The organism is Nocardia sp. NPDC050413, assembly GCF_040655475.1.
Taxonomy (GTDB): domain Bacteria; phylum Actinomycetota; class Actinomycetes; order Mycobacteriales; family Mycobacteriaceae; genus Nocardia; species Nocardia coubleae.
Genome location: NZ_JBFAJZ010000004.1, coordinates 422,163 through 442,432, shown reverse-complemented (window position 1 = coordinate 442,432; position 20,270 = coordinate 422,163). Strand labels below are relative to the sequence as shown.

The 20,270-nt window shown below is 65.2% G+C and carries 15 protein-coding genes and 4 tRNA genes; 17 read left to right on the top strand and 2 right to left on the bottom strand.

Translation table 11 applies throughout. From position 1 onward, the window contains the following. Position 1: 1 nt before the first annotated feature. Entirely contained in the window at positions 2-1,024 is a 1,023-nt protein-coding gene (locus tag AB0I19_RS14160; protein WP_067485043.1) for a polyprenyl synthetase family protein, read from the top strand. 196 nt (positions 1,025-1,220) lie between these two features. Further along, positions 1,221-2,075, top strand: a complete 855-nt coding sequence (gene htpX, locus AB0I19_RS14155; RefSeq protein ID WP_067485047.1) for a zinc metalloprotease HtpX — start codon at positions 1,221-1,223, stop codon at positions 2,073-2,075. Between the two features lie 4 nt (positions 2,076-2,079). Here htpX and AB0I19_RS14150 read toward each other — a convergent pair whose 3' ends face one another. Continuing rightward, a complete protein-coding gene (locus tag AB0I19_RS14150; RefSeq protein ID WP_067485050.1) occupies positions 2,080-2,571 on the bottom strand; it encodes a YajQ family cyclic di-GMP-binding protein in 492 nt (163 codons plus the stop codon). A gap of 177 nt (positions 2,572-2,748) precedes the next feature. On the opposite strand from AB0I19_RS14150, the gene AB0I19_RS14145 reads away from it, so the two are divergent. The 10 genes from AB0I19_RS14145 to rplA all read left to right on the top strand — a co-directional run bounded on the left by AB0I19_RS14145 (position 2,749) and on the right by rplA (position 7,744). Further along, positions 2,749-2,831: transfer RNA gene (locus AB0I19_RS14145), tRNA-Tyr, on the top strand. A gap of 229 nt (positions 2,832-3,060) precedes the next feature. After that, positions 3,061-3,133: transfer RNA gene (locus AB0I19_RS14140), tRNA-Thr, on the top strand. A 59-nt stretch (positions 3,134-3,192) separates the two neighbouring features. Continuing rightward, positions 3,193-3,268 (top strand) — tRNA-Met (locus tag AB0I19_RS14135). Positions 3,269-3,304: 36 nt separating this feature from the next. Beyond that, positions 3,305-3,475 (top strand): 50S ribosomal protein L33, encoded by a 171-nt coding sequence (rpmG, locus tag AB0I19_RS14130; protein ID WP_019049401.1) that lies wholly within the window; start codon positions 3,305-3,307, stop codon positions 3,473-3,475. Positions 3,476-3,588: 113 nt separating this feature from the next. Next, positions 3,589-4,662, top strand: coding sequence for a fused (3R)-hydroxyacyl-ACP dehydratase subunits HadA/HadB (locus AB0I19_RS14125; protein WP_357148469.1), 1,074 nt, complete (start codon positions 3,589-3,591; stop codon positions 4,660-4,662). A 218-nt stretch (positions 4,663-4,880) separates the two neighbouring features. Continuing rightward, a tRNA-Trp gene (locus tag AB0I19_RS14120) sits at positions 4,881-4,953 on the top strand. Positions 4,954-4,984: 31 nt separating this feature from the next. Beyond that, positions 4,985-5,365, top strand: a complete 381-nt coding sequence (gene secE / locus AB0I19_RS14115; protein ID WP_067641871.1) for a preprotein translocase subunit SecE — start codon at positions 4,985-4,987, stop codon at positions 5,363-5,365. A gap of 112 nt (positions 5,366-5,477) precedes the next feature. Next, entirely contained in the window at positions 5,478-6,281 is an 804-nt protein-coding gene (nusG, locus tag AB0I19_RS14110; protein WP_357148612.1) for a transcription termination/antitermination protein NusG, read from the top strand. Between the two features lie 239 nt (positions 6,282-6,520). Next, positions 6,521-6,955: a 50S ribosomal protein L11 gene (rplK, locus tag AB0I19_RS14105; RefSeq protein ID WP_067485062.1), complete on the top strand. Its 435-nt coding sequence runs from the start codon at positions 6,521-6,523 to the stop codon at positions 6,953-6,955. 75 nt (positions 6,956-7,030) lie between these two features. Then, entirely contained in the window at positions 7,031-7,744 is a 714-nt protein-coding gene (gene rplA / locus AB0I19_RS14100; protein ID WP_067485065.1) for a 50S ribosomal protein L1, read from the top strand. 69 nt (positions 7,745-7,813) lie between these two features. Here the strand turns inward: rplA and AB0I19_RS14095 are convergent, their stop codons facing one another. Continuing rightward, the gene (locus AB0I19_RS14095) at positions 7,814-9,433 is read right to left on the bottom strand and encodes an MFS transporter (RefSeq protein ID WP_357148466.1); all 1,620 of its coding nucleotides are present in this window, start codon (positions 9,431-9,433) and stop codon (positions 7,814-7,816) included. A gap of 412 nt (positions 9,434-9,845) precedes the next feature. Between AB0I19_RS14095 and rplJ the strand changes: the two genes are divergently transcribed. The 5 genes from rplJ (at position 9,846) to AB0I19_RS14070 (ending at position 20,223) form a co-directional block, all read left to right on the top strand. Then, a complete protein-coding gene (rplJ, locus tag AB0I19_RS14090; RefSeq protein WP_357148463.1) occupies positions 9,846-10,376 on the top strand; it encodes a 50S ribosomal protein L10 in 531 nt (176 codons plus the stop codon). 60 nt (positions 10,377-10,436) lie between these two features. Beyond that, the gene (gene rplL / locus AB0I19_RS14085; RefSeq protein ID WP_067485073.1) at positions 10,437-10,823 is read left to right on the top strand and encodes a 50S ribosomal protein L7/L12; all 387 of its coding nucleotides are present in this window, start codon (positions 10,437-10,439) and stop codon (positions 10,821-10,823) included. 229 nt (positions 10,824-11,052) lie between these two features. Continuing rightward, entirely contained in the window at positions 11,053-12,132 is a 1,080-nt protein-coding gene (locus AB0I19_RS14080; protein ID WP_067485076.1) for an ABC transporter ATP-binding protein, read from the top strand. A 525-nt stretch (positions 12,133-12,657) separates the two neighbouring features. Then, positions 12,658-16,158 carry a DNA-directed RNA polymerase subunit beta gene (locus AB0I19_RS14075; RefSeq protein ID WP_357148460.1) on the top strand — a complete coding sequence of 1,167 codons (3,501 nt, stop codon included), beginning with the start codon at positions 12,658-12,660 and terminating at the stop codon, positions 16,156-16,158. A 111-nt stretch (positions 16,159-16,269) separates the two neighbouring features. Further along, entirely contained in the window at positions 16,270-20,223 is a 3,954-nt protein-coding gene (locus AB0I19_RS14070) for a DNA-directed RNA polymerase subunit beta' (RefSeq protein ID WP_357148457.1), read from the top strand. The last annotated feature ends 47 nt before the right edge of the window (positions 20,224-20,270 follow it).

Here is a 20,270-nt window from a genome sequence, read left to right as displayed (position 1 = left end):
AATGAGCACATCGGCTGTGAGCGACGAGAGCACCGTGGTTGCCGGGGTCGATCTCGTCGATCCGGAACTCGCCGCCACCGTGCGCGACGGGTTGGCCGCAGTCGAGAAACTGCTCGTCGACGAACTCTCCGACGGCGAGGAATTCCTGCAGGAGGCCGCGTTACATCTGGCCAGGGCGGGCGGTAAGCGGTTCCGGCCGCTGTTCACGCTGCTCACCGGTCAGCTCGGCCCGAATCCCACCGATCCGGCACTGGTCACCGCGGGCACGGTCGTCGAACTCGTGCACCTGGCCACCCTGTACCACGACGACGTGATGGACGAGGCCACCCAGCGCCGCGGCGCCGAGAGCGTGAACTCGCGCTGGGGCAACAACATCGCGATCCTCGCGGGCGACTACCTGTTCGCGCACGCCTCCCGCCTCACCTCGACCCTCGGCCCCGACGCGGTGCGCATCATCGCCGAGACGTTCGCCGAGCTGGTCACCGGTCAGATGCGGGAAACCATGGGTGCCAAGCAGACCCAGGACCCCGTCGAGCACTACCTGAAGGTGGTGTGGGAGAAGACCGGTTCGCTCATCGCCGCCGCGGGCCGCTTCGGTGGCACCTTCTCCGGCGCCGACAGCGACCACGTCGAACGCCTGGCCCGCCTCGGTGACGCGGTCGGCACCGCCTTCCAGATCTCCGACGACATCATCGACATCTCCTCGTCGTCGGAACAGTCCGGCAAGACGCCAGGCACCGACCTGCGCGAAGGCGTCCACACCCTGCCCGTGCTCTACGCCCTGCGCGAGTCCGGCGCCGACGGCGACCGCCTGCGCACCCTGCTCGACCACCCGCTCGACACCGATGCCGAGGTCGACGAGGCCCTGGAACTGCTGCGCCGCTCGCCCGGCATGGCGATGGCCAAGGACAAGCTGCAGGAATACGCCGACCTGGCTGACGCCGAACTGGCCGCCCTGCCGGCGGGCCCCGCCAACGACGCCCTCACCCGCCTCGTCCGCTACACCATCGAACGAGTCGGCTGACCCGGAACTTCTCGCCCCCCGCACCCGTTCACTAAACGCGAGCAACCCGTCCGGATCCGAAAGCAACACCTGATCTCGTACGGACATGGGTAACTCGCCGGGAACGGGCTGACCAGACCCTCCACCTCTGTCTGGCCGCCAAGGCGAGCCCGCCCGCACCGGAGTCTGGCCAAAAATCGCGGAGAGGCGGAACAGCATGTTGCGAACGATCGGGCTGATGGTCGCCATGTCGGCGCTCATCGTCGCCATCGGCGCGATGTTCCGCAGCCCGACCATCCTCGTCATCTCGATCGTGCTGGCCGTGGCGATGAACGCCTACGCCTATTTCAACAGCGACAAGCTGGCGTTGAAGGCCATGCACGCCCAACCGGTGAGCGAGCTGGAGGCCCCGGTCATGTACCGCATCGTGCGGGAGCTGGCGACCGCGGCGCGACAGCCGATGCCGCGCCTCTACATCAGCCCGACCAACGCGCCCAACGCCTTCGCCACGGGGCGCAATCCCCGGCACGCGGCGGTGTGCTGTACCAGCGGCATCCTGCAATTACTCGACGAACGCGAGCTGCGCGCGGTGCTCGGCCACGAACTGTCGCACGTCTACAACCGCGACATTCTCATCTCGTCGGTGGCGGGCGCGATGGCCTCGGTCATCACCGGCCTGGCCAACTTCGCGTTCCTGGCCAGTTCGTTCGGCAACCGCGACGGGCAGGGCCCCAATGTCATCGGCGTGTTGCTCGTCTCGCTGCTCGGCCCGATCGCGGCCGGGCTGATCAAGATGGCGGTGTCACGTTCCCGCGAGTACCAGGCCGACCAGTCCGGTGCCGAACTCACCGGCGACCCACTCGCCCTCGCCTCGGCACTGCGCAAGATCGAACGGGGCGTCCAGGCGGCCCCCCTGCCGCCGGACCCGAAGATCACCAGCGAATCGCACCTGATGATCGCCAACCCGTTCCGCGCGGGCGACCGCATCGCCCGCTGGTACTCCACCCACCCCCCGACCGCCGATCGCATCAGGCGGCTCGAGGAAATGGCGGGCGGAACGCACCGGTACTGAGGAACTAGCGGTAGTTCACGAACTGCAGCGCGATACCGAAGTCCTCGCCCTTGAGCAGCGAGATCACGGCCTGCAGATCGTCGCGCTTCTTGCTGCTCACCCGCAGCTCGTCGCCCTGGATCTGCGCCTTCACGCCCTTGGGGCCCTCGTCGCGGATCTTCTTGGAGATCTTCTTGGCCTTCTCGGTGTCGATGCCCTGCACCAGCGTGCCGGTGATCTTGAACACCTTGCCCGAGGCCTGCGGCTCGCCGGCGTCGAACGCCTTGAGCGAGATGTCGCGCCGGATCAGCTTCTCCTTGAACACCTCCAGCGCCGCCTTCACCCGCTCCTCGGCATTGGCGGTGAGCACGATGGCCTCCTCGCCGGACCAGGCGATCGAGGCGTCGGTGCCCTTGAAGTCGTAGCGGGAGTTCAGCTCCTTCTCCGCCTGATGCAGCGCATTGTCGACCTCCTGCCGGTCGACCTTGCTCACCACGTCGAATGACGAATCAGCCACACTGCGCTCCTGTTCTTCGGAAGGTCCGTACAACTCCGCGGCAAGACTGCCTCACCGCCGAGACAGTTGTACCCGCAACGCGCCGCGGCGCGCGCCCGCAGGGGGTCTGTGCAGGCGGTTTGCATCCCCGGGGTGGGTTCGTTGTAAGCTGCTCAGCGCACCGGAAACGGCGCACAAGGCAGATTGCCCGAGCGGCCAATGGGAGCAGACTGTAAATCTGTCGGCGCAAGCCTACGTAGGTTCGAATCCTACATCTGCCACATCGAACCCCGTCGATCACCAAGATCGGCGGGGTTCTTTGGTTGTTGCGGTGAGTCCACCACTCTCCCGGTTCGGCTGTGTGTCCAGCAGGTTGAGATGCGGTGAAAAATGCGCTCTGATCAGGCGATTTGGTGGTGATCGCGAAGAGTGTGTAATCTCTTTCAGGACGCCGGAGCACGGGGTCGCTCTGATCGGTTCGCCGACCAAGACTCTGTGCCACGTAGTCATGCCCCCTTAGCTCAGTCGGCAGAGCGTTTCCATGGTAAGGAAAAGGTCAACGGTTCGATTCCGTTAGGGGGCTCGCCGGATTGCCGGTGGTGACCGACTTTCCCGCCGGCCCCACCGTAATAGGTCCGCCGTGGCGGTGTAGCTCAGTCGGTAGAGCAAACGACTCATAATCGTTGTGTCGCCGGTTCAAGTCCGGCCATCGCTACCAATAACGACTCAGCCCAGACCGGAAAGAAGGCATATCGTGGCCGCGAAGTCCACCGATGTCCGGCCAAAGATCACCTTGGCCTGCGAAGAGTGCAAGCACCGCAACTACATCACCAAGAAGAACCGGCGCAACGACCCGGACCGCCTCGAGCTGAAGAAGTTCTGCCCGAACTGCGGCACCCACCGGGCGCACCGCGAATCGCGCTGATTCGAAACAAAAACATCTGCCGAAGGCCGGACGAAAGTCCGGCCTTCGTGCGTTTTCCAGACCGGTCGACAGGGGTGCGCGCGCACAAGTCGGTAATGTGCCACGCTGTGACAGTGAACACCGGAACTGACGAAGCGGTCTCGGCCGCAGCCGCCGAACCATTCGATCCCGCCGCTCACGCGGCCTCGATGGTCGGCCACCACTACCGGGTCGACGACTATTACGAGGTCGGTCGCGAAAAGGTGCGTGAATACGCCCGCGCCGTGCAGGACTACCACCCGGTGCACTGGGACGAGGACATCGCGCGCGAATTCGGCCACTCCGGTCTGCTCGCCCCGCTCACCTTCATCTCCCTGGTCGGCATCCTGGCCCAGCGCCGGTTGTTCGAGGAGATCGTCACCGGATACGACCTCAGCCAGATCATGCAGACCGATCAGATCCTGGAATTCCACCGGCCGATCCGCGTCGGCGATCGGCTCACCTGTGACGTTTATCTGCATTCGTTCCGGCAGGCATTCGGCGGCGACATCATCGTGACCAAGAACATCGTCACCGACGCCGACGACGAATTGGTGCTCACCACCTACACCACTCTCATCGGACGCAGCGGCGGCGATATCGACCCGAATATGTCGGCGGCCGTGCGCAATGTGCTCATGCACGGTCTGGGCGACGACGAACCGGCACACCACGCGCCGAGCGACGCCTTCACCGCGATCACCCCGGACCCGGTGACCAAGAACCCGGAACCGCAGACCAGTACCCACGCGCTGGCCTTCGAAAGCGTCGCGGTCGGCGACGAGCTGCCCGCGCGGACCGTCCGGCTCACCCGCGGCGACCTGGTGAACTACGCCGGCGTCTCCGGCGACGCCAACCCCATTCACTGGAGTGACGAGATCGTCAAACTCGTCGGCCTCGACAACGTGGTGGCCCACGGCATGCTCACCATGGGTCTCGGCGGCGGATTCGTCACCTCCTGGCTCGGCGACCCCGGGGCGGTGAAGGAGTACAACGTGCGCTTCACCAGCCCCGTCTACGTGCGTGCCGATGCACCGGCCGAGGTGGATTTCACGGGTAAGGTGAAGTCGGTCGACCCGGAGACCCGAACGGCCGTCGTCGCCATCACGGCGAAATCGGCGGGCAAGAAGATCTTCGGCCGCGCCACGGCAACAGTTCAGCTGGCCTGACCTGGTCGAGCGTCCCGATTGGCACATTGCCCACGCGGTAACGTACACTCGGGACTCTGGGGTCACCGGCTGCTGCGCGCTGACTTCCCGGGAGCCTGCTCCCACGGAAGCGGCGCGCGTGTTGTGTGTGATGCCGACCCTGGAAGAGACGGTTCGCGAGAGCCGATAATCGAATATCGATTGTGGTTGGACGTATCGGCCCAGGCCGGTCCAACCGAAGGGGCGTAGCTCAATTGGCAGAGCAGCGGTCTCCAAAACCGCAGGTTGCAGGTTCAAGTCCTGTCGCCCCTGCCCTGAATGCCAGCGACGAGAGAGGATCGACGTGACGGACGAGCGGGATACTCGCGCCGAAGACGGCGACGATACCGCCGCTGCCACTCGGCCGAGCGGCAAGCGGACTGCTCGTCGTGCGCGCACGTCGGACTCTCCGGCGACCACCGGTTCGGTGGCCATGCTCGACCGGCCGTCGAACTCGCGCAAGGCGGACAAGACTGCCGGTAAGGCCAAGACGGGCAACCCGTTCAAGCGGCTGCTCAAGTTCCTGCGAGAGGTCATCGCGGAACTGCGCAAGGTGATCTGGCCCAACCGGAAGCAGATGGTCACCTATACGACCGTCGTTCTGGTGTTCGTGGTCTTCATGGTCGCGTTCATCGCCGGGATCGACGTAGCGTTCGTCAAGGGTGTCGACTGGCTGTTCGGCTGATCGCCGACACCCACGCCGGTAGCCGATCGCGGGCCGGAACGGCGGAGTGTGCCTCCGCGCACCCGACCCGGCCCAGAGGATGTACGTGACGACACAGGAAGCGAGTGCCTCAGTGAGCACCCCGGAGAACGACACCAACGACGAGTTCCCGGTTGACGACACTGTCGCGGCGGACAACGCCACCGACGAGGTCGAGGCCACCACCGAGCTCGCTGACGAGGCCGACGCCGTCGTCGAGGACACCACGGTTCCCACCGAGGAAGACCCCGAAGCCGACCCCGTCGAGTCGATGAAGGCCAAGCTGCGCCGCGTCCCCGGCGACTGGTACGTCGTGCACTCCTACGCCGGTTACGAGAACAAGGTCAAGACCAACCTCGAGACCCGCGTGCAGAACCTCGGACTCGAGGACTACATCTTCCAGGTCGAGGTACCGACCGAAGAGGTCACCGAGATCAAGAACGGGCAGAAGAAGAACGTCAACCGCAAGGTGCTGCCCGGCTACATCCTGGTCCGGATGGAACTGAACAACGAGTCGTGGGGCGCGGTGCGCAACACCCCCGGTGTCACCGGTTTCGTCGGTATGACCGGCGGCGGCCCGGGCGCCAAGCCCACTCCGCTGACCATCAACGAGGTCGTGAAGTTCCTGGTCCCGGCCGGTGCGCAGGCGCAGAAGAAGGCGGCCGCTGCCGCCGCTTCGGGTGGTGCCGACACCGGTGCCGCCGCCGCGGGCAAGCCGACCATCGAGGTCGACTTCGAGGTCGGCGAGTCGGTCACCGTGATGGACGGCCCGTTCGCGACGCTGCCCGCCAGCATCAGCGAGGTCAACGCCGAGCAGCAGAAGCTCAAGGTGCTCGTGTCGATCTTCGGTCGCGAGACCCCGGTGGAGCTGAACTTCACCCAGGTTTCCAAGATCTAGCTCGAACCAGCTTTCGCGACGGCACCGCCTCGGCGGTGCCGTCGTCGTTTCCCGACCCTCCCGGCTGCGGCGCCCGCGACGCGGTTCGGTAGAGTGTGACAGTTCGTGTGTAGACCCCCTCCAGGCGTTTTCCGCCCGGTGTGACGGTCGTGCGCGAATGCCGGGCTTGGACCCGGCGTGGGAGCGATCCCGCAACAGGCTTACGGCAACCGTAAGGAACCGAAACCCAAGGAAGAAAGATGCCCCCCAAGAAGAAGAAGCTCGCCGGGATCATCAAGCTGCAGATCCAGGCCGGCGCCGCGAACCCGGCCCCTCCGGTCGGCCCCGCGCTCGGTCAGCACGGCGTCAACATCATGGAGTTCTGCAAGGCGTACAACGCCGCGACCGAGTCGCAGCGTGGCAACGTCATCCCGGTCGAGATCTCGGTGTACGAGGACCGGTCGTTCGACTTCAAGCTGAAGACCCCGCCCGCCGCCAAGCTGCTGCTCAAGGCCGCCGGTGTGCAGAAGGGCTCGGCCGAGCCGCACAAGACCAAGGTCGCCAAGGTCACCATGGACCAGGTCCGGGAGATCGCCAAGACCAAGCAGGAAGACCTGAACGCCAACGACATCGAGCAGGCCGCGAAGATCATCGCCGGTACCGCTCGTTCGATGGGTATCACCGTCGAAGGCTGAGCGACTCGCTCACGTGGGAGGGCCGGCCAGGCCCGTAACACCACATCTGAACTCGAACATTAAGGACAGAGAAACATGGCAAAGCGAAGCAAGGCGTATCTCGCCGCTGCTGAGAAGGTCGATCGCGACAAGCTGTACTCCCCGCTGGCCGCCGCGCGCCTGGCGAAGGAGACCGCGACCACCAAGACCGACGCGACCGTCGAGGTCGCCGTTCGTCTCGGCGTGGATCCCCGCAAGGCCGACCAGATGGTCCGTGGCACCGTCAACCTGCCGCACGGCACCGGTAAGACCGCCCGCGTCATCGTGTTCGCCGCCGGCGAGAAGGCCGCCGAGGCCGAGGCCGCCGGTGCCGACGCCGTGGGCGCCGAGGACCTGATCGAGCGGATCCAGGGCGGCTGGCTCGACTTCGACGCCGCGATCGCCACCCCGGACCAGATGGCCAAGGTCGGCCGCATCGCGCGTGTCCTCGGCCCGCGTGGTCTGATGCCGAACCCGAAGACGGGCACCGTCACCAACGATGTGACCAAGGCCGTCAACGACATCAAGGGCGGCAAGATCAACTTCCGCGTCGACAAGCAGGCCAACCTGCACTTCGTCATCGGCAAGGCGTCGTTCGACGACTCGAAGCTGGTGGAGAACTACGGTGCCGCGCTGGACGAGATCCTGCGTGTGAAGCCGTCGACCGCCAAGGGTCGCTACGTCAAGAAGATCACGGTTTCGACCAACACCGGCCCGGGCATCCCGGTGGACCCGAACCGCACCCGCAACCTCCTCGACGAGGACGCGTGAGCTTCTGACAGGTAGCTCCTGATCGACCACGAGGGTGGGAACGCACTGCGTTCCCACCCTCGTGGCGTTTCAGTGCTCGGTGTCGTCGGTGTCGTCGGTATCGCGCCAGGCGAGCAGTACGGACTCGCCGCTGTGCGGTTTCCAGGGCAGGAATATCGCCACGATCAGCGCGCAGACGAGGACCGCGCCGGTCGCGACGAGGGAGGCGGCGTGTGCGCCCTGCAGGGTTGCCGTCTTCATGGCGACGATGAGGTTCTCGCGCTGGGTTTCGAGGAACGGGGCGAGTTCGCGTTTGCGCAATTCCAGGACGCTGAGGGGGCTGGCTTTGACCAGGCTCTTCTCGTTGTCGTTCATGATGCCGACCGGGATGGCGTCGATTCGGGCACCGATCCGGCTGGTGTAGTACGAGGCGACGATCGAGCCGAGGACCGCGACGCCGAGGGTGCCGCCGATCTCGCGGGTGGTGTCGTTGACGGCCGAACCGGCGCCCGCCTCCTCCAGCGGCAGCGCCGACATGATCGATTCGGTGGCCGGACCCTGCACGATGCCGAGGCCGAGTGCCATCGACACCATCGACGGCAGCACGCCGATCAGATAGCTGCTGTCCACGGTGACCTGTCCGCCCAGGTAGAGGCCGAGGCCGGTGAGCAACAGGCCGATCACCAGGACCGCCGTGGTGCCGACCCGTTGTGCGAGCAGGGTCGCGACGGGGGCGCCGATCGCGACCGAGAACGCGAACGGCAGCGAGGCTATGCCGAATTCGAGCGGCGTGTATTCGCGGACGCCTTGGAAGTACTGCGTGATCAGGAACAGAAAACCGAACATCGAGAAGTAGCCGATGGCAATGGCCAAGGCGGGCAACGAGAATCGTCGATTGCGGAACAGGCGCATGTCGAGAATCGGTGCGGCCGTGCGCAATTCCCAGATCACGAAGGCGGCGAGCAGGAGCGCGCCGAAGGTGGCGGTGCACAGGGTGGTGAGCGAGAGCCAGCCGTTGTGCGGTGCCTCGATGATCGCCCACACCACCAGCGTGATGCCGGCGATCGAGAGTCCGATCCCGGGTAGATCCAGCCTGCCGACCTGGTCGGCTCGTGATTCCGGCACCCAGATCAGCGTCGCGACCAATGCGGCGAGCGCCACCGGCACGTTGATCCAGAACACCGAGTGCCAGCTGAAGTGCTCGAGCAGCCACCCGCCCGAGATCGGGCCGATGGCGATGGCGAAGCCCGCCATCGCGGTCCAGGCGGCGATGGCGAGCGCGCGTTCGCGCCGGTCGGTGAAGATGTTGATGATCAGGGCGAGGGTGGCGGGGAAGACGGCGGCGGCGAAGACGCCCATCGCCGCGCGGGCCGCGATGACCTGCGTCATCGACTCGGCGAGTGCGCCGCCGACCGACATGACGGCGATGCCGATCAGGCCGATCGTCATGATCCGCCTGCGGCCGTACCGGTCACCGAGGTTGCCCGCGGCCAGGAGCAGTCCGGCGAAGGTGAGGGTGTAGGCGTCGACGACCCACTGCAGGCCGGAGACGCCGGTGGCGAGTTGGACGCCGATAGAGGGGAGGGCGACGTTGACGATGGTGTTGTCGAGGACGACCAGCAGTTCGGCCAGACAGATCACGGCGAGTGCGAGGAATCGCCGCGAACGCCGGTCCAGCAACACTGGTGGAGCGACTACGGAGGTTGTCATAGGCCAGGAGTGAACCAGGTTACTGTCACCCTGCGTAACACCTTTCAACTGCGATTGCTACCACAATGTAGGAATGAAAGTGGTCTGGCTCACAACATATTCGGGCGTTCCGGGCACCATCGACCCGTTTTGGCAGATGGGGGGAGGTGCAGGTACAGTGGAATCCGGTCGTCGACCTGTTCGGCGACTACCCATTCGTTCTACCGAAGACCGTTGGTCGTCGATGCCGCTCGCGCGGTATTCGATCGAAGGTCCGGCGACATTGCCGGCGGCCCACGCAGGGAGAGCTGAGGCAGAAGAAGTCTATTCTTTCGCGCCCCGGTACGCCTTGCGTCCGGGGCGTTAGTTTTGTCGCCGGCCCCTGATTCGGTAGTGCGCGTATCCCGTACCGACATCAGAGAGGAGGCGAAGTATGGCGAAGCCTGAAAAGGTCACCGCTGTCGCGGAGATCGTGGAGCAGTTCAAGAACTCGACGGCCACTGTTGTCACGGAATACCGTGGCCTGTCGGTCGGCAAGCTCACCGAGCTGCGTCGCGCGCTCGGCGCCGAGGCCACGTACTCCGTCGCCAAGAACACCCTGGTCAAGCGCGCGGCCGCGGAAGCGGGCGTCGAAGGCCTGGACGACTTGTTCGTCGGACCGACCGCCATCACCTTCATCCAGGGTGAGCCGGTCAACGCCGCGAAGGCGCTCAAGACCTTCGCCAAGGACAACAAGGCGCTCGTCATCAAGGGCGGCTACATGGACGGCACTGCGCTGTCCGTGACCGAGGTCGAGAAGATCGCCGACCTCGAGAGCCGTGAGGTCCTGCTGGCCAAGCTGGCCGGCGCGATGAAGGGCAACATGTCCAAGGCTGCCGGGCTGTTCTCGGCTCCTGCCGGTCAGGTGGCCCGTCTGGCCGCCGCGCTGCAGGAGAAGAAGCAGGCCGAAGGCGCTGCCGAGTAATACCCCCGCACGGGTGTTACCGCCCGCGCACCAAGACATTCACCACCGAAAGGAACAATCATGGCCAAGCTGTCCACCGAAGAGCTGCTCGACGTTTTCTCGGAGATGACCCTGCTGGAGCTCTCGGGCTTCGTGAAGGCGTTCGAGGAGAAGTTCGAGGTCACCGCTGCTGCCCCCGTCGCCGTTGCCGCCGCCGGTGGCGCCGCTGCTCCGGCCGAGGCCGCTGAGGAGCAGGACGAGTTCGACGTCATCCTCGAGGGTGCCGGCGACAAGAAGATCCAGGTCATCAAGGTGGTCCGTGAGATCGTCTCGGGCCTGGGCCTGAAGGAAGCCAAGGACCTGGTCGAGGGTGCCCCGAAGCCGATCCTGGAGAAGGTCGCCAAGGACGCCGCCGAGGCTGCCAAGGCGAAGCTGGAAGAGGCCGGCGCCAAGGTCTCGGTCAAGTAATTCAGCGCTTCGCGTAGACGAACGGGCGGTCCCTCTGGGGGCTGCCCGTTTGTTATATATACGGACATGGGAAAGTGATACGCGCTGTAGCGCATGGTCGGGGTTACTCTTCAGTCATGTAGAGGTGTGCCCCGTCTCACTCATGGGTTACAGTGACCGGACCCACAGTGTCGTGACGCACCGCCGAGATGTGAGCGCGCGGTGAGCGGGTGGGGTGCTCGCAGGATCAATGGAGGTAGGCGTGGGCGTCGAGGTCAGGACCGAGGGTGTAACCAAGTCCTTCGGTTCACAGCGAATTTGGCAGGACGTGTCGATCACGCTCCCTTCGGGCGAGGTGAGCGCGCTGCTCGGCCCCTCGGGTACGGGTAAGTCGGTGTTCCTGAAATCGCTCATCGGTCTGCTGCGGCCCGAGCGCGGGTCCATCTTCATCGATGGCACCGATATCACCACCTGCTCCAACAAGGAGCTCTACGAGATCCGCAAACTGTTCGGCGTCCTTTTCCAGGACGGCGCGCTGTTCGGCTCGATGAATCTGTTCGACAACATCGCGTTCCCGCTGCGCGAGCACACCAAGAAGTCGGAAACCGAGATCCGTCGCATCGTGATGGAGAAGCTCGAGCTGACCGGTCTGCTCGGCGCGGAGAACAAACTGCCCGGTGAGATCTCCGGTGGTATGCGCAAGCGCGCCGGTCTGGCCCGCGCGCTCGTGCTCGACCCGCAGATCATCCTCGTCGACGAGCCCGACTCCGGCCTCGACCCGGTGCGTACCTCGTACCTGGCGCAGCTGCTGCTCAACATCAACGCCCAGATCGACGCGACGATCCTCATCGTGACGCACAACATCAACCTGGCCCGTACCGTGCCCGACAACATCGGCATGCTGTTCCGTCGTCAACTGGTGATGTTCGGCCCGCGTGAGGTGCTGCTCACCAGCGAGGAGCCGGTGGTCAAGCAGTTCCTCAACGGCCGAATGATCGGCCCGATCGGTATGTCCGAGGAGAAGGACGAGGCGCAGATGGCGCGCGAGCAGGCGCTCGTCGACGCCGGCCACCACCACGGTGGCGCCGAGGAGATCGAGGGCATCATCCCGCAGATGAAGGCCGAGCCGGGCATGCCCGCACGCCAGGCGGTCTATCGTCGCCAGGCCCGTGTGCGCGAGATCATGCACACCCTGCCCGCCGCGGCCCAGGCCGCCATCCGCGAGTCGCTGGCCGAGTCCGACGACACCCAGGTGATGGCCGCCTACGGGGGCAACGATCACCCCACCGAATCGTTCAAAGCGATGCCGCACGGCCAGACCAACGGCTGACAAGTTTCGTCTCGAAAGGCCCCGGGTTCGCCCGGGGCCTTTTGCGTTCCTGTGGCAGAAAGCGTCCTGACCTGGCGTTTTACGGGATGGCGCGCACGGCGTGTCGCGGGTAAAATAACCGCGGTTCGGGCGGGGATGCCCAGCGCGCCAGGCGATCTCGATCTCGGACACGGGGCCGCCGCGCCACTTGACGAGCCGGTCGCGAACCGTCACCCTATTCACAACAGCGTCTGCTGTTACAGGGGCTTCGGCGCCCGAGCTTTCCGACGCGGCCAGCGTCCCGGGAGCTTCGGCGCGTTTGCCGTCCGAGTGATGACTCGGATGGTATGTTGACACCCCCTTGCATAGGGGTGTAAGTTTGGACGTTGCGCTGGCTGCCTCCTGTCCACACCTTGATTCGCACACGTAAGTTCCACCTTCCGGTGTTACTTCCGCTGCTGCCTGTTCGGGTTTCGTTCGGGTTGTAACCAGCGGAATTCGTAGCAGACAAGCGACGGTCGCGGACCACCACGCGACGCGCGTGAGGTGCTGGAAGGACGCATCTTGGCAGTCTCCACCCAGACCAAGGCTGGTATCCCCGGAGCCCCGTTGAGGGTTTCGTTCGCGAAGATCCGAGAGCCCTTGGAGGTGCCCGGACTTCTCGACCTACAAACGGACTCGTTCGCCTGGTTGGTCGGTTCTCCCGACTGGCGTGAGAAGGCGGCCGCACGCGGCGACGTCGGTCTCGCAGGCGGCCTCGAAGAGGTGCTCGAAGAGCTCTCGCCGATCGAGGATTTCTCCGGTTCGATGTCCCTGTCGTTCTCCGACCCGCGCTTCGAAGAGGTCAAGGCCTCCATCGATGAGTGCAAAGAGAAGGACATGACCTACGCGGCGCCACTGTTCGTCACCGCGGAGTTCATCAACAACAACACCGGCGAGATCAAGAGCCAGACCGTCTTCATGGGTGATTTCCCCATGATGACCGACAAGGGCACCTTCATCATCAACGGCACCGAGCGTGTCGTCGTCTCCCAGCTCGTGCGTTCCCCCGGCGTGTACTTCGATCACAGCATCGACAAGGCCACCGAGAAGGACCTGCACAGCGTGCGCGTGATCCCGTCGCGCGGCGCCTGGCTGGAATTCGACGTCGACAAGCGCGACACCGTCGGTGTCCGCATCGACCGCAAGCGCCGTCAGCCGGTCACCGTGCTGCTCAAGGCGCTCGGCATGACCACCGAGGAGATCGTCGAGCGTTTCGGCTTCTCCGAGATCATGATGTCGACCCTGGAGAAGGACAGCACGCCCGGCCAGGACGAGGCGCTGCTCGACATCTACCGCAAGCTGCGTCCGGGCGAGCCGCCGACCAAGGAGTCCGCGCAGACTCTGCTGGAGAACTTGTTCTTCAAGGAGAAGCGCTACGACCTGGCCCGCGTCGGTCGCTACAAGATCAACAAGAAGCTCGGCATCAACCTCGACAAGCCGGTCACTTCCTCGGTGCTCACCAAGGAAGACATCGTCGACACCATCGAGTACCTGGTGCGTCTGCACGCCGGTGACCGCTCGATGACCGCCCCCGGCGGCGAAGAGGTCCCCGTCGAGATCGACGACATCGACCACTTCGGTAACCGTCGTCTGCGCACCGTCGGCGAGCTGATCCAGAACCAGATCCGCGTGGGCCTGTCCCGCATGGAGCGCGTGGTCCGCGAGCGGATGACGACTCAGGACGTCGAGGCGATCACGCCGCAGACCCTGATCAACATCCGTCCCGTGGTCGCGGCGATCAAGGAGTTCTTCGGAACCTCCCAGCTGTCGCAGTTCATGGACCAGAACAACCCGCTGTCGGGTCTCACCCACAAGCGCCGCCTGTCGGCGCTGGGCCCGGGTGGTCTGTCCCGTGAGCGTGCCGGTCTGGAAGTTCGTGACGTCCACCCGTCGCACTACGGCCGCATGTGCCCGATCGAGACCCCGGAAGGCCCGAACATCGGCCTGATCGGTTCGCTGTCGGTGTACGCGCGGGTCAACCCGTTCGGCTTCATCGAGACGCCGTACCGCAAGGTCGTCGACGGCAAGGTCACCGACGAGGTCAAGTACCTCACGGCCGACGAGGAAGACCGTTACGTCCGTGCGCAGGCCAACTCGCCGGTCGACGCCGAGGGTCGCTTCATCGAGGAGAAGGTCCTCGTGCGGCGCGCCGGTGAAGAGGTCGAGTTCGTCTCGCCCGCACAGGTCGACTACATGGACATCTCGCCGCGCCAGATGGTGTCGGTCGCGACGGCCATGATCCCGTTCCTCGAGCACGACGACGCCAACCGTGCCCTCATGGGTGCGAACATGCAGCGTCAGGCCGTGCCGCTGATCCGTTCCGAGGCCCCCATCGTCGGCACCGGCATGGAGCTGCGCGCCGCGGTCGACGCGGGCGATGTCGTGGTGAACGAGAAGTCGGGTGTGGTCGAGGAGGTCTCGGCCGACTACGTCACCGTGATGGCCGACGACGGCAGCCGCAAGTCCTACCGGATGCGCAAGTTCAACCGCTCCAACCAGGGCACCTGCTCCAACCAGCGTCCGATCGTGGACGAGGGTCAGCGGGTCGAGGCCGGCCAGGTCCTGGCCGACGGGCCCTGCACCGAGAACGGTGAGATGGCGCTCGGCAAGAACCTGCTCGTCGCGATCATGCCGTGGGAAGGCCACAACTACGAGGACGCGATCATCCTGTCGCAGCGCCTCGTGGAAGAGGACGTTCTCACCTCGATCCACATCGAAGAGCACGAGATCGACGCCCGCGACACCAAGCTGGGCGCCGAGGAGATCACCCGGGACATCCCGAACGTCTCCGACGAGGTGCTGGCCGACCTGGACGAGCGCGGCATCATCCGCATCGGTGCCGAGGTTCGCGACGGCGACATCCTGGTCGGCAAGGTCACGCCCAAGGGCGAGACCGAGCTCACCCCGGAAGAGCGCCTGCTGCGTGCCATCTTCGGTGAGAAGGCGCGCGAAGTGCGCGACACCTCGCTGAAGGTGCCTCACGGTGAGTCCGGCAAGGTCATCGGCATCCGCGTGTTCTCGCGCGAGGACGACGACGATCTGCCTCCCGGCGTGAACGAGCTGGTCCGGGTCTACGTGGCGCAGAAGCGCAAGATCCAGGACGGCGACAAGCTCGCAGGCCGCCACGGCAACAAGGGCGTCATCGGCAAGATCCTCCCCGTGGAGGACATGCCGTTCATGCCCGACGGCACCCCGGTCGACATCATCCTCAACACCCACGGTGTGCCGCGTCGTATGAACATCGGCCAGATCCTGGAAACCCATCTCGGGTGGATCGGTAAGGCCGGCTGGAACATCGACGTTGCCTCGGACGGCACTCGTCCCGAGTGGGCTGCCACGCTGCCCGAGGAGATGCTGGCCGCACCGGCCGACTCGAACATCGCGACGCCCGTCTTCGACGGCGCGAAGGACAACGAGCTCACCGGTCTGCTCGGCTCGACGCTGCCCAACCGTGACGGCGAGCGGATGGTCGACGCCGACGGCAAGGCGACCCTGTTCGACGGTCGTTCCGGCGAGCCCTTCCCGTACCCGGTCGCGGTCGGTTACATGTACATCCTGAAGCTGCACCACCTGGTCGACGACAAGATCCACGCGCGTTCGACCGGTCCGTACTCGATGATCACGCAGCAGCCGCTGGGTGGTAAGGCGCAGTTCGGTGGTCAGCGTTTCGGTGAGATGGAGTGCTGGGCCATGCAGGCCTACGGTGCGGCGTACACGCTGCAGGAGCTCCTGACCATCAAGTCCGACGACGTGGTCGGCCGCGTGAAGGTCTACGAGGCCATCGTCAAGGGCGAGAACATTCCGGAGCCGGGCATTCCGGAGTCGTTCAAGGTGCTCCTCAAGGAACTCCAGTCGCTGTGCCTCAACGTGGAGGTGCTGTCCTCGGACGGCGCCGCGATCGAGATGCGTGACGGTGACGACGAGGATCTGGAGCGCGCCGCGGCGAACCTGGGCATCAACCTGTCCAGGAACGAAGCGGCCACTGTCGACGATTTGGCGAACTAGGTGGTAAGCGCGGTGCGGGCGTCTCCGGAAAAGATGCCCGCATCGCGCACCGCGCTCGACAACTAGTGAACTTTTGCTCGAATTCGACCCGAACAGGGGAAAGGAAGTTACGTGCTAGACGTCAACTTCTTCGATGAACTCCGGATCGGCCTGGCCTCTGCCGAAGACATTCGCAACTGGTCCTACGGCGAGGTCAAGAAGCCGGAGACCATCAACTACCGCACGCTCAAGCCGGAGAAGGACGGGCTCTTCTGCGAGAAGATCTTCGGCCCCACCCGGGACTGGGAGTGCTACTGCGGCAAGTACAAGCGCGTCCGCTTCAAGGGCATCATCTGTGAGCGCTGTGGCGTCGAGGTGACTCGCGCCAAGGTGCGTCGTGAGCGCATGGGCCACATCGAGCTGGCCGCACCGGTCACCCACATCTGGTACTTCAAGGGCGTTCCGTCGCGCTTGGGTTACCTGCTGGATCTGGCGCCGAAGGATCTCGAGAAGATCATCTACTTCGCCGCCTACGTCATCGTCGGTGTCGACGAGGAGCTGCGCCACAACGAGCTCAGCACCCTCGAGGCCGAGATGGAGGTCGAGAAGAAGGCTGTCGCCGATCAGCGCGACGCCGATCTCGAGGCCCGCGCGCAGAAGCTCGAGGCCGACCTGGCCGAGCTGGAGGCCGAGGGCGCCAAGTCCGACGTGCGCCGCAAGGTCAAGGACGGCGGCGAGCGCGAGATGCGTCAGCTGCGCGACCGCGCCCAGCGTGAGCTGGATCGTCTCGACGAGATCTGGACCACCTTCACCAAGCTGTCGGTCAAGCAGCTCATCGTCGACGAGGTGCTCTACCGCGAGCTCGTCGACCGCTACGGCGAGTACTTCACCGGTGCCATGGGTGCGGAGTCCATCCAGAAGCTGATGGAGAACTTCGACATCGACGCCGAGGCCGAGTCGCTGCGCGAGACCATCCGCAGCGGTAAGGGCCAGAAGAAGCTGCGTGCGCTCAAGCGCCTCAAGGTCGTCGCGGCCTTCCAGGCCAACGGCAACTCGCCCATGGGCATGGTGCTCGACGCCGTTCCGGTGATCCCGCCGGAGCTGCGCCCGATGGTTCAGCTCGACGGTGGCCGTTTCGCCACCTCCGACCTGAACGACCTGTACCGCCGCGTGATCAACCGCAACAACCGCCTCAAGCGACTGATCGATCTGGGTGCGCCCGAGATCATCGTCAACAACGAGAAGCGGATGCTGCAGGAGTCCGTCGACGCGCTGTTCGACAACGGTCGTCGTGGTCGCCCGGTCACCGGTCCGGGTAACCGCCCGCTGAAGTCGCTGAGCGATCTACTCAAGGGCAAGCAGGGTCGTTTCCGTCAGAACCTGCTCGGTAAGCGTGTCGACTACTCGGGCCGTTCGGTCATCGTGGTCGGTCCGCAGCTGAAGCTGCACCAGTGTGGTCTGCCGAAGCTGATGGCGCTCGAGCTGTTCAAGCCGTTCGTCATGAAGCGTCTGGTCGATCTCAACCACGCGCAGAACATCAAGTCCGCCAAGCGGATGGTCGAGCGTCAGCGTCCCCAGGTGTGGGATGTCCTCGAAGAGGTCATCGCCGAGCACCCGGTGATGCTGAACCGCGCGCCCACCCTGCACCGCCTGGGTATCCAGGCCTTCGAGCCGCAGCTGGTGGAAGGCAAGGCCATCCAGCTGCACCCGCTGGTGTGTGAGGCGTTCAACGCCGACTTCGACGGTGACCAGATGGCCGTGCACCTTCCGCTGTCGGCGGAGGCGCAGGCCGAGGCGCGCATCCTGATGCTGTCGTCGAACAACATCCTGTCCCCGGCGTCGGGTCGCCCGTTGGCGATGCCGCGTCTGGACATGGTGACCGGCCTGTTCTACCTGACTCGTCTCGACGAGAACGGTGTCGGCACCTACAAGGCCGGCGGCAAGGACACCCCGGAGTTCGGCGTGTACTCCTCGCCCGCCGAGGCGCAGATGGCCGTCGACCGCGGTGAGCTCACCGTGCGTTCGATGATCAAGGTGCGGCTCACCGAGCAGCGCCCGCCGAAGGAGATCGAGGCGGAGCTGTTCCCCGAGGGCTGGCACCGTGGCGATGCCTGGCTCGCCGAGACCACGCTCGGTCGCGTGATCTTCAACGAGCTGCTCCCGGCGGACTACGCGTTCATCAACGAGCCGATGCCGAAGAAGCGTCAGGCCACGATCATCAACGATCTGGCCGAGCGCTACCCGATGATCGTCGTCGCCCAGACCGTCGACAAGCTCAAGGACGCGGGCTTCTACTGGGCCACGCGTTCGGGTGTCACCGTCTCCATGTCGGACGTGCTCGTTCCGCCGGAGAAGGCCGACATCATGGAGCGCTACGAGGGCATGGCCGACCAGATCGAGAAGAAGTACCAGCGTGGTGCTCTCGATCACCAGGAGCGCAACAACGCCCTGGTCAAGATCTGGCAGGAAGCGACCGAAGAGGTCGGTGCGGCGCTGCGCACCCACTACCCGGCCGACAACCCGATCATCACGATCGTCGACTCGGGTGCCACGGGTAACTTCACCCAGACCCGTACCCTCGCCGGTATGAAGGGCCTGGTGACGAACCCGAAGGGTGAGTTCATCCCGCGCCCGATCAAGTCCTCGTTCCGTGAGGGCCTGACCGTGCTCGAGTACTTCATCAACACCCACGGTGCTCGTAAGGGTCTGGCCGACACCGCGCTTCGTACCGCCGACTCGGGTTACCTGACCCGTCGTCTGGTGGATGTCTCGCAGGACGTCATCGTGCGCGAGCACGACTGTGGCACCGAGCGCGGCATCGTGGTGCCGATCGCGGAGAAGCAGGCCGACGGCACGATCATCCGTGACGCGCACGTGGAGACCTCGACCTTCGCCCGCACCTTGGCGCAGGACGCGGTCGACGCAGGCGGCAACGTCATCGTGGCAAAGGGCGCCGACCTCGGCGACCCCGCGCTGGAGGCGCTGCTCGAGGCCGGTATCACCGAGGTGAAGGTCCGCTCCGTGCTGACCTGCACCACCGGCACCGGCGTCTGCGCCACCTGCTACGGCCGTTCGATGGCCACCGGCAAGCTGGTCGACATCGGCGAGGCCGTCGGCATCGTCGCCGCTCAGTCCATCGGTGAGCCCGGTACCCAGCTGACCATGCGTACCTTCCACCAGGGTGGCGTCGCCGGCGACGACATCACCGGTGGTCTGCCGCGTGTTCAGGAGCTCTTCGAGGCCCGTGTCCCCAAGGGCAAGGCGCCGATCGCGGAGGTCTCGGGCCGGGTGCGTCTCGAGGACGACGACCGCTTCTACAAGATCACGATCATCCCTGATGACGGGTCGGAGGAAGTCGTCTACGACAAGCTCTCGAAGCGTCAGCGTCTGCGTGTGTTCAAGCACGACGACGGCTCCGAGCGCCTGCTGGCCGACGGTGACCACGTGGAGGTGGGTCAGCAGCTGCTCGAGGGCGCTGCCGATCCGCACGAGGTGCTGCGCGTGATGGGTCCCCGTCAGGTGCAGGTCCACCTGGTCCACGAGGTCCAGGAGGTCTACCGCTCGCAGGGTGTGTCGATCCACGACAAGCACATCGAGGTCATCGTGCGCCAGATGCTGCGTCGCGTGACGATCATCGATTCGGGTGCCACGGAGTTCCTGCCCGGTTCGCTCACCGAGCGTGCCGAGTTCGAGGCCTCGAACCGTCGCGTGGTCGCCGAGGGTGGCGAGCCCGCCTCCGGCCGTCCGGTGCTGATGGGTATCACCAAGGCGTCGCTGGCCACCGATTCGTGGCTGTCGGCGGCCTCCTTCCAGGAGACCACCCGAGTGCTGACGGACGCGGCCATCAACTGCCGCTCCGACAAGCTGATCGGCCTGAAGGAGAACGTGATCATCGGTAAGCTCATCCCGGCCGGTACCGGTATCAACCGTTACCGCAACATCCAGGTGCAGCCGACCGAAGAAGCCCGTGCCGCCGCGTACGCGGTGCCGTCCTACGACGACACCTACTACTCGCCGGACAGCTTCGGTTCTTCCACCGGTGCCGCGGTGCCGCTGGACGACTACGGCTTCAGCGACTACCGCTAGTCCGTGAACATGGACGCCCCGCTCCTTCCGAGGAGCGGGGCGTTCGT

What these genes read in the sequence shown, in the direction of transcription:
- rplL (WP_067485073.1), top strand. Translation starts at nt 10,437, where the DNA reads ATGGCCAAGCTGTCCACCGAAGAGCTGCTCGACGTTTTCTCGGAGATG.
- AB0I19_RS14095 (WP_357148466.1), bottom strand. Translation starts at nt 9,433, where the DNA reads ATGACAACCTCCGTAGTCGCTCCACCAGTGTTGCTGGACCGGCGTTCG.
- htpX (WP_067485047.1), top strand. Translation starts at nt 1,221, where the DNA reads ATGTTGCGAACGATCGGGCTGATGGTCGCCATGTCGGCGCTCATCGTC.
- AB0I19_RS14160 (WP_067485043.1), top strand. Translation starts at nt 2, where the DNA reads ATGAGCACATCGGCTGTGAGCGACGAGAGCACCGTGGTTGCCGGGGTC.
- rplA (WP_067485065.1), top strand. Translation starts at nt 7,031, where the DNA reads ATGGCAAAGCGAAGCAAGGCGTATCTCGCCGCTGCTGAGAAGGTCGAT.
- rplJ (WP_357148463.1), top strand. Translation starts at nt 9,846, where the DNA reads ATGGCGAAGCCTGAAAAGGTCACCGCTGTCGCGGAGATCGTGGAGCAG.
- rplK (WP_067485062.1), top strand. Translation starts at nt 6,521, where the DNA reads ATGCCCCCCAAGAAGAAGAAGCTCGCCGGGATCATCAAGCTGCAGATC.
- AB0I19_RS14080 (WP_067485076.1), top strand. Translation starts at nt 11,053, where the DNA reads ATGGAGGTAGGCGTGGGCGTCGAGGTCAGGACCGAGGGTGTAACCAAG.